Annotated in this window: 11 protein-coding genes; 9 read left to right on the top strand and 2 right to left on the bottom strand. The window is 59.3% G+C overall.

Annotated features, from left to right (window positions below; all coding sequences use genetic code 11):
- The first annotated feature begins 41 nt into the window (after positions 1 to 41).
- The 6 genes from atpG (at position 42) to glmS (ending at position 7,073) form a co-directional block, all read left to right on the top strand.
- Positions 42 to 902, top strand: coding sequence for a F0F1 ATP synthase subunit gamma (gene atpG / locus OIU19_RS05955; RefSeq protein ID WP_016489911.1), 861 nt, complete (start codon positions 42 to 44; stop codon positions 900 to 902).
- A 27-nt stretch (positions 903 to 929) separates the two neighbouring features.
- The gene (atpD, locus tag OIU19_RS05950) at positions 930 to 2,306 is read left to right on the top strand and encodes a F0F1 ATP synthase subunit beta (protein ID WP_016502294.1); all 1,377 of its coding nucleotides are present in this window, start codon (positions 930 to 932) and stop codon (positions 2,304 to 2,306) included.
- 43 nt (positions 2,307 to 2,349) lie between these two features.
- Positions 2,350 to 2,769 carry a F0F1 ATP synthase subunit epsilon gene (locus OIU19_RS05945; RefSeq protein WP_186553112.1) on the top strand — a complete coding sequence of 140 codons (420 nt, stop codon included), beginning with the start codon at positions 2,350 to 2,352 and terminating at the stop codon, positions 2,767 to 2,769.
- 124 nt (positions 2,770 to 2,893) lie between these two features.
- Entirely contained in the window at positions 2,894 to 4,261 is a 1,368-nt protein-coding gene (gene glmU, locus OIU19_RS05940) for a bifunctional UDP-N-acetylglucosamine diphosphorylase/glucosamine-1-phosphate N-acetyltransferase GlmU (RefSeq protein ID WP_186553111.1), read from the top strand.
- Positions 4,262 to 4,458: 197 nt separating this feature from the next.
- Complete coding sequence (locus OIU19_RS05935) at positions 4,459 to 5,235, top strand: DeoR/GlpR family DNA-binding transcription regulator (RefSeq protein WP_186553110.1); 777 nt, start codon at positions 4,459 to 4,461, stop codon at positions 5,233 to 5,235.
- A gap of 2 nt (positions 5,236 to 5,237) precedes the next feature.
- The gene (gene glmS / locus OIU19_RS05930; RefSeq protein WP_264234121.1) at positions 5,238 to 7,073 is read left to right on the top strand and encodes a glutamine--fructose-6-phosphate transaminase (isomerizing); all 1,836 of its coding nucleotides are present in this window, start codon (positions 5,238 to 5,240) and stop codon (positions 7,071 to 7,073) included.
- 270 nt (positions 7,074 to 7,343) lie between these two features.
- Here glmS and OIU19_RS05925 read toward each other — a convergent pair whose 3' ends face one another.
- Positions 7,344 to 7,802 carry an HIT family protein gene (locus OIU19_RS05925; RefSeq protein ID WP_264234119.1) on the bottom strand — a complete coding sequence of 153 codons (459 nt, stop codon included), beginning with the start codon at positions 7,800 to 7,802 and terminating at the stop codon, positions 7,344 to 7,346.
- Between the two features lie 414 nt (positions 7,803 to 8,216).
- Between OIU19_RS05925 and hcnA the strand changes: the two genes are divergently transcribed.
- From hcnA to hcnC, 3 genes are read left to right on the top strand one after another with little or no spacing between them, the layout of a single operon-like run.
- Positions 8,217 to 8,522, top strand: coding sequence for a cyanide-forming glycine dehydrogenase subunit HcnA (gene hcnA, locus OIU19_RS05920; RefSeq protein WP_264234118.1), 306 nt, complete (start codon positions 8,217 to 8,219; stop codon positions 8,520 to 8,522).
- The gene (hcnB, locus tag OIU19_RS05915) at positions 8,519 to 9,913 is read left to right on the top strand and encodes a cyanide-forming glycine dehydrogenase subunit HcnB (RefSeq protein ID WP_264234116.1); all 1,395 of its coding nucleotides are present in this window, start codon (positions 8,519 to 8,521) and stop codon (positions 9,911 to 9,913) included. Before hcnA ends, hcnB begins: the two co-directional genes overlap by 4 nt.
- 2 nt (positions 9,914 to 9,915) lie before the next feature.
- Positions 9,916 to 11,154: a cyanide-forming glycine dehydrogenase subunit HcnC gene (gene hcnC / locus OIU19_RS05910; protein ID WP_264234114.1), complete on the top strand. Its 1,239-nt coding sequence runs from the start codon at positions 9,916 to 9,918 to the stop codon at positions 11,152 to 11,154.
- Between the two features lie 55 nt (positions 11,155 to 11,209).
- On the opposite strand, the gene lpdA is transcribed toward hcnC, so the two are convergent.
- Positions 11,210 to 12,610: a dihydrolipoyl dehydrogenase gene (gene lpdA, locus OIU19_RS05905; protein WP_264234112.1), complete on the bottom strand. Its 1,401-nt coding sequence runs from the start codon at positions 12,608 to 12,610 to the stop codon at positions 11,210 to 11,212.
- Positions 12,611 to 12,634: the final 24 nt, after the last annotated feature.

The raw sequence follows: 12,634 nt of genomic DNA, 5'->3' as shown, positions 1-12,634 counted from the left end.
CGGGGGCCCAGGCCCCCGCTTGCTAACCTGATAGGTGATACATGGCAGGCGCAAAAGAGATTCGCAGTAAGATTGCGAGCATCAAAAGCACGCAAAAAATTACCAGCGCCATGGAGAAAGTGGCGGTAAGCAAGATGCGCAAGGCACAAATGCGCATGGCTGCTAGCCGTCCTTACGCGGAGCGTATCCGCCAGGTGATCGGTCATCTGGCCAACGCCAACCCGGAATACCGCCACCCATTCATGATCGAGCGCCCTGTAAAGCGCACCGGTTATATCGTGGTGAGCAGTGACCGTGGTCTGTGCGGTGGCTTGAACACCAACCTGTTCAAGGCCTTGGTCAAGGACATGAACGCAAACCGCGAACAGGGCGTGGAAATCGACCTGTGCGTGATCGGCAGCAAGGGTGCGACTTTCTTCCGCATCTTTGGCGGCAACGTCGTAGCAGCGATCAGCCACTTGGGCGAAGAGCCATCGATCAACGATCTGATCGGCTCTGTCAAAGTGATGCTGGACGCCTACCTGGATGGCCGTATCGATCGCCTTTCGGTGGTTTCGAACAAGTTCATCAACACCATGACCCAAAAACCGACGGTCGAGCAATTGGTACCGTTGGTGGCAACCCCGGATCAGGATCTCAAGCATCACTGGGATTACCTGTACGAACCCGACGCAAAAGAGCTGCTGGACGGCTTGATGGTGCGTTACGTGGAGTCGCAGGTATACCAGGCGGTGGTCGAGAACAACGCTGCTGAACAAGCGGCCCGGATGATCGCCATGAAGAACGCCACAGACAACGCCGGTGATTTGATCAAAGAGCTTCAGTTGATCTACAACAAGGCGCGTCAGGCTGCGATCACCCAGGAGATCTCGGAAATCGTCGGCGGCGCTGCCGCGGTTTAACGGTTCAAAAATTCAGAGGATCCAGCTATGAGTAGCGGACGTATCGTTCAAATCATCGGCGCCGTCATCGACGTGGAATTCCCACGTGACGTCGTGCCGAGTGTATACAACGCGCTGAAAGTACAAGGCGCGGAAACCACCCTGGAAGTCCAGCAGCAGCTGGGCGACGGCGTGGTTCGTACCATTGCGATGGGCTCCACCGAAGGCCTGAAGCGCGGTCTGGAAGTCGTTGACTCCGGCGCTGCCATTTCCGTTCCTGTTGGTAAGGCCACCCTGGGCCGTATCATGGACGTACTGGGCAACCCAATCGACGAAGCCGGCCCGATCGGCGAGGAAGAGCGTCGCGGTATCCACCAGCCAGCGCCTTCGTTCGCTGACCAGGCAGGCGGCAACGACCTGCTGGAAACCGGCATCAAGGTTATCGACCTGGTTTGCCCGTTCGCCAAGGGTGGTAAGGTTGGTCTGTTCGGTGGTGCCGGTGTCGGCAAGACCGTAAACATGATGGAACTGATCCGTAACATCGCCATGGAACACAGCGGTTACTCCGTGTTCGCTGGTGTGGGTGAGCGTACTCGTGAGGGTAACGACTTCTACCACGAGATGAAGGACTCCAACGTTCTCGACAAAGTAGCCTTGGTCTACGGTCAGATGAACGAGCCACCAGGAAACCGTCTGCGCGTAGCGCTGACCGGCCTGACCATGGCTGAGAAGTTCCGTGACGAAGGTAACGACGTTCTGCTGTTCGTCGACAACATCTATCGTTACACCCTGGCCGGTACCGAAGTATCTGCACTGCTGGGCCGTATGCCTTCGGCAGTAGGTTACCAGCCGACCCTGGCTGAAGAGATGGGCGTTCTGCAAGAGCGCATCACCTCCACCAAGGAAGGTTCGATCACCTCCGTCCAGGCCGTATACGTACCTGCGGACGACTTGACCGACCCGTCGCCAGCGACCACCTTCGCCCACTTGGACGCCACCGTCGTTCTGTCCCGTGACATCGCCTCCCTGGGTATCTACCCAGCAGTCGATCCACTGGACTCGACTTCGCGCCAGCTGGACCCGAACGTGATCGGCAACGAGCACTACGACACTGCTCGTGGCGTTCAGTATGTTCTGCAGCGCTACAAAGAGCTGAAGGACATCATCGCGATCCTGGGTATGGACGAACTGTCCGAGACCGACAAGCAACTGGTAGCCCGCGCTCGTAAGATCCAGCGCTTCCTGTCGCAGCCGTTCTTCGTGGCCGAAGTCTTCACCGGTTCGCCAGGCAAGTACGTTTCCCTGAAAGACACCATCGCTGGCTTCAGCGGCATCCTCAAAGGTGACTACGACCACCTGCCAGAACAAGCGTTCTACATGGTCGGCAGCATCGACGAAGCGATCGAGAAAGCCAAGAAACTGTAATTCCTGCGCCCCGCAAGGGGCGCTATCAGGTTGAGGCAAGCAGATGGCTATGACAGTCCATTGCGATATCGTCAGCGCGGAAGGAGAGATTTTCTCCGGCCTGGTCGAGATGGTAGTTGCGCACGGTAACCTGGGTGATCTTGGTATCGCTCCAGGCCACGCGCCGCTGATCACCAATCTCAAGCCTGGTCCGATCACGCTGACCAAGCAGGGTGGCGCCCAAGAGGTGTTCTACATCTCTGGTGGTTTCCTCGAGGTTCAGCCGAACATGGTCAAGGTGCTTGCCGATACCGTGCAACGTGCTGCTGACCTGGATGAGGCTCAGGCTCAGGAAGCCCTCAAGGCTGCTGAGAACGCCCTGCACAGCAAAAGCGCTGATTTCGACTACGGCGCCGCTGCCGCACGTCTGGCCGAGGCCGCAGCTCAGCTGCGTACCGTCCAGCAAATGCGCAGAGGCAAGTAATCCGGCCCCGGCCAGATCACTGCTGTTGCGATTGAGTAAAAGGGTAGCCTCGGCTACCCTTTTTCTTTTTCTGAATTTCCCTCATCGGTCACATTGCTGACCGCCCAGGATTGGTAGCCAGTCAATGTCCCTCGATATCGTTATTCTCGCCGCCGGCCAAGGCACCCGCATGCGTTCGGCATTGCCCAAGGTGCTGCATCCGGTGGCTGGCAACTCCATGCTCGGTCACGTTATCCACAGCGCGCGCCAGCTGAAGCCTAGCGGTATCCATGTGGTCATTGGCCATGGTGCGGAGCTGGTGCGCGAGCGCCTGGCTGCGGATGACCTGAACTTCGTCCTGCAAGACAAGCAGCTGGGCACCGGCCACGCCGTCGCCCAGGCGATTCCGGCACTCACCGCCGACACCGTGCTGGTGCTGTACGGCGACGTGCCGCTGATTGAAGTAGAAACCCTGCAGCGCTTGCTGGCCAAGGCCAACCAGCAGCAATTGGGCCTGCTCACCGTCAATCTTGAAGATCCGACCGGCTACGGCCGCATCGTGCGTGATGCCCAGGGCCAGGTTGCGGCAATCGTCGAGCACAAGGACGCCAGCGACGCGCAGAAAGCGATCAAGGAAGGCAACACCGGCATCCTCGCCATGCCCGCCGCGCGCCTGGCCGACTGGATGGGTCGGCTGTCCAACAACAACGCCCAGGGTGAGTACTACCTCACCGACGTGATCGCCATGGCCGTTGCCGATGGCCTGGTGGTCGCCACTGAACAGCCGCATGATCCGATGGAAGTGCAGGGCGCCAATGATCGCCGGCAGCTGTCTGAGCTTGAGCGTCACTATCAGCTGCGCGAGGGCCGTCGGCTGATGGCCCAGGGCGTAACCCTGCGCGATCCAGCGCGCTTCGATGTCCGTGGTGAGGTGACCGTTGGTCGCGATGTGTTGATCGACGTTAACGTGATCCTCGAAGGCAAGGTAGTGATCGAAGACGACGTACAGATCGGTCCGAACTGCGTCATCAAGGACAGCACCCTGCGTAAAGGCGCGGTGGTAAAAGCCAACAGCCACCTTGACGGTGCGGTGTTGGGTGAGGGCAGCGATGCTGGCCCGTTCGCGCGCCTGCGTCCGGGTAGCGTGCTGGATGCCAAGGCCCATGTGGGTAACTTCGTCGAGCTGAAGAATGCCCACTTGGGCGAGGGCGCCAAGGCCGGTCACCTGACTTACCTGGGTGACGCCGAGGTCGGCGCCCGCACCAACATCGGTGCCGGCACCATTACCTGCAACTATGATGGCGCCAACAAGTTCAAGACAGTGATGGGCGAGGATGTGTTCATCGGCTCGAACAACTCGCTGGTAGCCCCTGTTGAAATCAAGGACGGCGCTACTACGGCGGCGGGTTCTACCATCACCCAGACCGTTGAAGACAAGCAATTGGCCGTGGGCCGTGCGCGCCAACGCAACATTGAAGGCTGGAAACGTCCAGAGAAGATCAAGAAGAGCTGATTGATTCACCGAGGGTTATCCACAGACCCTATCGCGGGGCAAGCCCGCTCCCACGTTGGACTCCACATCCGGAGCTAGGCGTTGGAGCGGGCTTGCCCCGCGATTTTTTTATCCACAGAGCTATTTAGGCATTGACGAAGCCTTCGTCTTAGGTTTTGATTGCAATCATTATCTTTCGAATCGAAACTTAACCTGTCATGTCGAAACGAAACACGCCCCAGCGCCGTCACAATATCCTGGCCTTGCTCACCGAGCAGGGTGAAGTGAGTGTGGATAACTTGGCCAAGCGTTTCGAAACTTCGGAAGTGACCATCCGCAAAGACCTCGCTGCGCTTGAAGCCAACGGCCTGCTACTGCGCCGTTATGGCGGCGCTGTCCCGGTGCCCCAGGAGTTGCTCGGTGAAGCCGTGCAGCCGGTGTCGCGCTACAAGCAAGCGATCGCCCGCGCCGCCGTTGCCCGAATTCGCGAACATGCGCGGATCATCATCGACAGTGGCAGCACCACCGCCGCCATGATCCCTGAACTGGGCCGCCAGCCGGGTCTGGTAGTAATGACCAACTCGTTGAACGTCGCCCGTGCCATCAGCGAGCTCGAACATGAGCCAGTGCTGTTGATGACAGGCGGCACCTGGGACCCGCACTCCGAGTCGTTCCAGGGCCAGGTCGCCGAGCAGGTACTACGCTCATACGATTTCGACCAGCTGTTCATCGGTGCCGATGGTATCGACCTCGAACGTGGCACCACCACCTTCAATGAACTGCTCGGCCTGAGCCGGGTGATGGCGGAGGTGGCCCGCGAAGTGATCGTGATGGTCGAGTCAGACAAGGTCGGGCGCAAGATTCCCAACCTCGAGCTGCCGTGGAGCAGCATCAACACCCTGATTACAGATGACCGCCTGCCTGCAGCGGCACGCGAAGAATTCAAAGCCCGCGGCATTAACCTGATCTGCGCCGCGATCAGCCAGGAGCATTAATTATGTGTGGAATCGTCGGTGCCGTAGCCGAGCGCAACATCACTACCATCCTGATCGAAGGCCTCAAGCGCCTGGAATACCGTGGCTATGACAGCGCAGGGCTGGCCGTCTATACCCAAGACGGTACCCTTGAGCGTCGTCGTCGGATCGGCAAGGTCAGCGAACTGGAAGCCGCTGTTGCTGCCGAGCCGCTGGCGGGTCAACTGGGCATCGCCCACACCCGCTGGGCTACCCACGGTGCACCTACCGAGACCAATGCTCACCCGCATTTCTCCGGCCACGAAGTGGCAGTGGTGCACAACGGCATCATCGAAAACCACGAAGCCCTGCGTGAAGAGCTCAAAGCGCTGGGCTACCCGTTTGTTTCGCAAACCGACACCGAAGTGATCGTCCACCTGATTCACCACACCCTCAAGAGCACGCCAGATCTGGCCGACGCCCTCAAGCTCGCGGTCAAACGCCTGCACGGCGCCTATGGCCTGGCGCTGATCAGCGTCAAGCAGCCAGACCGCCTGGTTGCAGCGCGTAGCGGTAGCCCGCTGGTAATCGGCCTGGGCCATGGGGAAAACTTCCTCGCTTCCGACCAGTTGGCCCTGCGCCAGGTCACCGACCGCTTCATGTACCTCGAAGAGGGCGATATCGCCGAGATCCGCCGTGACCAGATCAACATCTGGGATCAGGCTGGCAACAAAGTCCAGCGCGAGGCGGTGCAGTACCACGAAGGTGCCGAGGCGGCGGACAAGGGCGCTTATCGCCACTTCATGCTCAAAGAGATCCACGAGCAGCCAACCGTCGTTCAGCGCACCCTGGAAGGTCGCCTGGGCAGTGATCACGTGTTGGTGCAAGCATTCGGCCCACAGGCAGCCGAGCTGTTTGGCAAAGTGCGTAACGTACAGATCGTCGCCTGTGGCACCAGCTACCACGCCGGTATGGTCGCCCGTTACTGGCTCGAAGGCCTGGCTGGCATTCCGTGCCAGGTCGAAGTGGCCAGCGAGTTCCGCTATCGCAAGGTAGTGGTGCAGCCAGACACCCTGTTCGTCTCGATCTCCCAGTCGGGTGAAACCGCCGATACCTTGGCGGCCCTGCGCAATGCCAAGGAGCTGGGCTTCCTTGGTAGCCTGGCGATCTGCAACGTGGGCATCAGCTCGTTGGTTCGCGAATCCGATCTGACCCTGCTGACCCTGGCCGGCCCAGAAATCGGCGTGGCCTCGACCAAAGCCTTCACCACCCAGCTGGTCTCGCTGATGCTGCTGACCCTGGCATTGGGCCAGGTTCGCGGCACCCTGGAGGCAGGCGTCGAAGCTGAGTTGGTCGAAGAACTGCGTCGCTTGCCGACTCGCCTGGGTGAAGCCCTGGCCATGGACGGCACGGTCGAGAAGATCGCCGAGCTGTTTGCCGACAAGCACCACACCCTGTTCCTCGGCCGCGGCGCGCAGTACCCAGTGGCAATGGAAGGCGCGCTCAAGCTCAAGGAAATCTCCTACATCCACGCCGAAGCCTACCCGGCCGGCGAGCTCAAGCATGGCCCACTGGCGCTGGTCGACAGCGACATGCCGGTAGTTACCGTGGCCCCGAACAACGAACTGCTGGAGAAGCTCAAGTCCAACCTGCAGGAAGTTCGTGCCCGCGGTGGCGAGCTGGTGGTGTTCGCTGACGAACAGTCTGGAATGAGCAATGGTGAAGGCACCCACGTGGTCAAGGTGCCGCACGTTAGCGATGCACTGTCGCCGATTCTCTACACCATCCCGCTGCAGCTGCTGTCGTACTACGTTGCGGTGCTCAAGGGCACCGACGTAGACCAGCCGCGTAACCTGGCTAAGTCGGTTACCGTGGAGTGATCTAGTGCACTGTGCAGTCTAGCTTTGGCGGCCGTTGTGCCGCCCAGCGCGGGGCAAGCCTACTCCTACAAAAACGGCGCCATCCAAAGAAAGCGTCACTCTGTGGGAGCGGGCTTGTCCCGCGATGGGCTGCAACGCAGCCCTAATCCGGCATAGGTCAATCTTTTTCAACCGAAGCTGCCTTACCTTACCTCGTTACAACTCCGTGAAAGCCACCATGATCCACGTAAACCTTAAGGGATAGGGAGATCATGTTGGATTCTAAACCGCTCAATTAAAAGATTTTATATGCGCAGCAAGTTCAGACAGGGCACTGTCATCAGCTCTGGCTGAATCATGCGAAGAAATATAACCTTCATACTTGTCAAAATACGTGTCTACGCATGAGCTGATTTTTCTAAATTTACTGTCCTCACCCGTCCCATGCATGGGGAATAACTTCGCGTGCAGGTGATCAACGCCATAGCCCTCCAAAATCATACCGGTTCTCGCCACGTTTGGCAGAGCGCGGTCAATCAACAGTGCGGTGTTCTTGGCTGCTAGCACCAGCTCGGAAACAACCAAGTCAGTTTGTTCAAAAGCGTAACTACTATGGTGTGACTTGGGTATAACGACCGTGAATCCTGGCGTATTGGGGTAGATTGATAAAAACGATAAATGTTTTTCGTCCTCCCAGATAATATGGGATGGAGAAATCCCTTCGGCAATTTGGCAAAAAATACAGTTCATTACTGAGGGCCTTTCATTGGTTGTAATAATATTCAGTTATAGAATGTTAATTAGTGCTTACCGCATCCCATAACTTGATCGGTGGATTGAGAAAATCCAGCGGGAAACTCTTTGCAAGGCGTTAGTTGGGAATGGTTTTCATTCCCTTGTTCGAGCATACGAGTCTTCTATTTTGCTGTCAACGAAGTAGTGCGGTAGCAGTTAGTAATTAAAGCCTCGGTCGTTTAAGGGACGACAGGAGCTCTGTACCGTCAGGCTTCCATAGATATCTCTAACCTTTATGTGTAGGTGACCTTTTCCTTCGCATATATAGGAAATCTCTCACAAACTTAACCCGGCATAGATCAATATTTCCCATCCGAAGTTGAATTACCTTGTGTCCCCTGTTGAACATGGACGACAAGGTAACACCCAATGGAAAGAATCCTCGATATCCAGCCCCTTCCGGCAGATCACCTGACCCTCCACCTCAATGGCGTTGCCGTCGCCGCCGCTCCGGGTGAAACCGTACTCAGTGTCTTGAACGCCGTTGGCCTGCGCCAAGTGGCGCGTAATGATCATGGCCACGTCAGTGGCGCTTTCTGTGGCATGGGCGTTTGCCATTGCTGCCTGGTCGCCATTGATGGCCGAGCCAAACGCCGCGCCTGTCAGACAGTGGTTCGCGCTGGCATGCACATCGAAACCCAGTTCAACCGCATCTCGCCGGAGGAGCCCTCATGAGCCTGCGTCCGGTGATCGTTGGTGGTGGTTCGGCAGGCATGGCGGCAGCTATCGAGCTGGCTGAGCATGGCGTCGCCAGCCTGCTGTTCGACGAAGCTTCGCGCCCAGGCGGGGTGGTCTATCGCGGTCCGCTGCGGGCGGGCGTCGACCTCGGCTATCTGGGGGCGCGCTATGCCAAGGCGTTGAACACGCTGCACGAAGATTTCGCCCTGTGTGCCGAGCATATCGACCTGCGTCTGAACAGCCGCGTGGTTGGAGGCAATGAGCAGTGCTTGATGGTGCTCGATGGTGACGAGCACCTGCATGAAATCGACTTTGCCCAGCTGCTGCTGGCGGCCGGTTGTCATGAACGTAACGTGCCGTTCCCCGGCTGGACATTACCCGGCGTGATGCTGCTCGGCGGCCTGCAGTTGCAGATCAAGAGTGGGGTGGTCAAGCCGCTGGGCAGTACCTTGATCGCCGGTACTGGGCCATTGCTGCCACTGGTGGCCTGCCAGCTGCACGCTGCCGGCGCCAAAGTTGCGGGGGTTTACGAAGCGTGCGCGTTCAACCGCATAGCGCGCGAGAGCCTGGCGCTGTTGAACAAGCCTCAGCTATTTCTCGACGGCTTGAGCATGCTGGCCTTCATGAAGCTCAATGGAATTCCCATGCACTATGGCTGGGGCGTGGTCGCTGCCCAAGGCGACGGCGAGCTGAATGAGGTAAGCGTCGCGCCTTACACCCAGGACTGGCAGCCGGATTGGACTCGCGTGCAGCGGGAACGGGTGCAAACGCTCGCCGTCGGCTACGGCTTTATTCCCCGTACTCAGCTCAGCCAGCAACTGGGGCTGGCGCATGGTTTCAGCGACGACGGCTACCTGCGGCCCGAGGCTAATGTCTGGCAGCAAAGCAGCCTGCCGCATATCCACTTGGCGGGTGACATGGCAGGTATACGCGGGGGTGAGGCGGCAATGCTGACTGGGCGTTTAGCCGCCGTATCGATATTGCAGCGGTTGGCGGTGCTCAGCGCTGAGCAGGCGATCGAGCGGCGAGAACTGTACTTGGGCAAGCTGGCTTCGATCCAACGCTTTCGCTCCGGGGTCGAGCGCTTTACCGCACGCGGCGCAGCGCAGATTGAGTTGCCCCAGGCTGATACGGTGATCTGTCGCTGCGAGCAGGTTACCCGCGACGCTATCGACCTGGCGCTCGAACAGGGCGTGCAAGACATGGCCAGCTTGAAGATGCGCACTCGGGTGAGCATGGGCGACTGCCAAGGGCGCATGTGCGTGGGCTATTGCAGTGATCGCCTGCGGGCGGCGACAGGCCGGGCCGATGTCGGCTGGCTGCGACCACGGTTTCCGGTAGACCCGGTGCCTTTCTCAGCCTTTCAGCACTTGGCCACGGAGGCCTGAGCATGAGCAAGACTTACGATATCGTGATCGCTGGCGGCGGCGTTATCGGCGCTTCATGCGCCCATCAGCTATCCAAGCGCGGCAACCTGCGCATTGCCTTGATCGACGACAAGCGCCCCGGTAATGCCACTCGCGCGTCGGCTGGCGGATTGTGGGCCATTGGTGAATCGGTGGGGCTGGGCTGCGGGGTGATCTTCTTTCGCATGCTGTCTTCGCGTGCCAAGCGTGAAGCCCATGGGGCCGCGGTGGCCGTGGATTCGAGCACGCCGCATATCCTCCCGCAGTGCTTCTTCGACCTGGCGTTGCAGTCGAACGCGCTTTATCCACAGCTGCACCAGGAGCTGATCGAGCGCCATGGCATGGACTTCAAGTTCGAGCGTACCGGTTTGAAGTACGTGATTCAGGATGAAGAGGACCAGCTTTACGCCGAACACATCGTCAAGCAGATCCCTCACCTGGCCGAGCAGGTACGTTGGCTTGATCGCAGGGCGTTGCGTGAAGCAGAGCCGGCAGTGACCTTGCAGGCAACCGGCGCGCTCGAGTTTCTCTGCGATCACCAGGTGAGCCCGTTCCGCCTGGGCGATGCTTATCTGGAGGCGGCTCGGCAGAATGGCGTCGACTTGTATCTGAATACTCGGGTAACGGGTGTTATGCATCAAGGGGCGCGGATCAAGGGTGTGCGCACCGAACCAGCGGGAGACTTCCACTGCCATACCCTGCTCAATGCGGCTGGCGCCTGGGCTGCCGAGCTGAGCGAGTGGGCGACTGGAACGGCTATTCCGGTCAAGCCGGTCAAGGGCCAGATTGTGCTCACCGAACGCCTGCCGAAACTGCTGGATGGCTGCATTACCACCAGCGATTGCTACATGGCGCAAAAGGACAACGGCGAGATCCTGATTGGCAGTACTACTGAAGAGAAGGGCTTTGATGTCAACAACACCTTCCCGGAAATCAGTGGACTGGTGCAGGGCGCGGTGCGCTGCGTGCCGGAGCTGGCGCAGGTGAACCTCAAGCGGACCTGGGCGGGGCTGCGGCCGGGGTCACCGGATGAGCTGCCGATCCTCGGGGCTGTGGATGAGGTGCAGGGATACTTCAATGCCTGTGGACATTTCCGTACCGGGATTCTGACATCGGCGATTACCGGGGTGATGTTGGACAAGGTTATCCACAACGAGACATTGCCGCTGGATATCACTCCGTTTTTGGCGGCTCGTTTTCAGCAGCCTGTGTTGCCAGTGTGATAACGCGCGGGTAAATCGCAGCGGCGGTGCGCCGCTGCGATTGGGCTGCGCACTATCAGATCTGCATCGCCATACCATCCACATTCATCGCCGCCTGGCGCAAGGCCTCGGAGCGGGTCGGATGCGGGTGGCAGGTGAGGGCGATATCCTCGGCCGACGCTGAGAACTCCATCGCCACGCAGAACTCGCCGATCATTTCACTAACGCTCGGGCCGACCAGATGCACGCCCAAGACCTCATCGGTATTGGCATCGGCCAGCACCTTGGCGAAGCCTTCGGTCTCATGGTTGATCTTCGCCCGGCTGTTGGCGGTAAACGGGAACTTGCCGACCTTGTAGGCGCGGCCTTCGGCCTTGAGCTGCTCTTCGGTCTTGCCGACGCTGGCCAGTTCCGGACGGGTGTAGATCACCCCAGGAATGAGGTTGTAGTTCACCTCGTGAGCCTTGCCGGCAATTCGCTCGATACATGACACCGCTTCATCCTCAGCCTTGTGCGCAAGCATTGGCCCGGAGGTGACATCGCCAATCACCCAGATGCCTGGCACGCTGCTGCGGTGATGCTCGTTGGCGAGCATGCCGCGCTTGTCGGTTTGAATGCCGACGCTTTCCAGGTTGAGGCCCTGGGTGTACGGACGACGACCGATAGCCACCAGCACGTAGTCAGCCTGCAGGGTTTCAGCGGTGCCACCTGCTGCCGGCTCCAGGCTCAGGCTGACGCTATCAGCTGAAGGGGTGGCCTGGGTTACTTTGCTGCCGAGCTTGAAGCGCATGCCTTGTTTGGCCAACGCCTTCTGCAAGGTCTTGGCGGTCTCTTCGTCGGTGCCGGGGCAGATTCGATCCAGGTACTCGATCACGGTGACTTCACTACCCAGGCGGCGCCACACCGAGCCAAGCTCCAGGCCGATCACACCGGCGCCGATCACTACCAGATGCTTGGGCACCTGTGGCAGCGACAGCGCGCCAGTGGAGTCGATGATGCGCTGGTTGTCGATGGTCACGCCGGGCAGGGGAGTGGGCTCGGATCCGGTGGCAATGACAATGTCCTTGGCCTGCAGGGTGGTTTCGTTGCCATCCTCAGCTTTGACGATGACTTTGCCTACGCCATCCAGACGGCCCCAACCCTTGATCCAGTCGACCTTGTTCTTGCGAAACAGGTACTCGATGCCCTTGGTCAGGCCGGTCACGCTCTCGTCTTTCTGCTTCATCATCTGCGCCAGGTTCAAGGTCGGTTTGACCTCGATGCCCAGGTGAGCGAACTCCTCACCGCAGGCTGCTTCGTACAGCTCGGAGGCGTGCAGCAATGCCTTGGAGGGCATGCAGCCGACGTTCAGGCAAGTGCCACCGAGGGTACTGCGGCCTTCGACGCAGGCCACGCTCAGGCCCAATTGGCCAGCGCGGATGGCTGCGTTGTAGCCACCAGGGCCGCCACCGATGATCACGACATCATAAGATTTCATGGGATTACTCCAGGATGAGGAAGC

Origin of the sequence: Pseudomonas sp. BT-42-2 (genome assembly GCF_025847435.2) — a bacterium.
Lineage (GTDB): Bacteria > Pseudomonadota > Gammaproteobacteria > Pseudomonadales > Pseudomonadaceae > Aquipseudomonas > Aquipseudomonas urmiensis.
Note: the sequence above shows the minus strand (reverse complement) of the source record. Positions and strands in the feature narration are given on the sequence as shown.

Coding starts and splice junctions, on each gene's coding strand:
- lpdA (WP_264234112.1), bottom strand. CDS start 12,610: ATGAAATCTTATGATGTCGTGATCATCGGTGGCGGCCCTGGTGGCTAC.
- hcnC (WP_264234114.1), top strand. CDS start 9,916: ATGAGCAAGACTTACGATATCGTGATCGCTGGCGGCGGCGTTATCGGC.
- OIU19_RS05935 (WP_186553110.1), top strand. CDS start 4,459: ATGTCGAAACGAAACACGCCCCAGCGCCGTCACAATATCCTGGCCTTG.
- atpD (WP_016502294.1), top strand. CDS start 930: ATGAGTAGCGGACGTATCGTTCAAATCATCGGCGCCGTCATCGACGTG.
- atpG (WP_016489911.1), top strand. CDS start 42: ATGGCAGGCGCAAAAGAGATTCGCAGTAAGATTGCGAGCATCAAAAGC.
- glmS (WP_264234121.1), top strand. CDS start 5,238: ATGTGTGGAATCGTCGGTGCCGTAGCCGAGCGCAACATCACTACCATC.
- OIU19_RS05945 (WP_186553112.1), top strand. CDS start 2,350: ATGGCTATGACAGTCCATTGCGATATCGTCAGCGCGGAAGGAGAGATT.
- hcnB (WP_264234116.1), top strand. CDS start 8,519: ATGAGCCTGCGTCCGGTGATCGTTGGTGGTGGTTCGGCAGGCATGGCG.
- hcnA (WP_264234118.1), top strand. CDS start 8,217: ATGGAAAGAATCCTCGATATCCAGCCCCTTCCGGCAGATCACCTGACC.
- OIU19_RS05925 (WP_264234119.1), bottom strand. CDS start 7,802: ATGAACTGTATTTTTTGCCAAATTGCCGAAGGGATTTCTCCATCCCAT.
- glmU (WP_186553111.1), top strand. CDS start 2,894: ATGTCCCTCGATATCGTTATTCTCGCCGCCGGCCAAGGCACCCGCATG.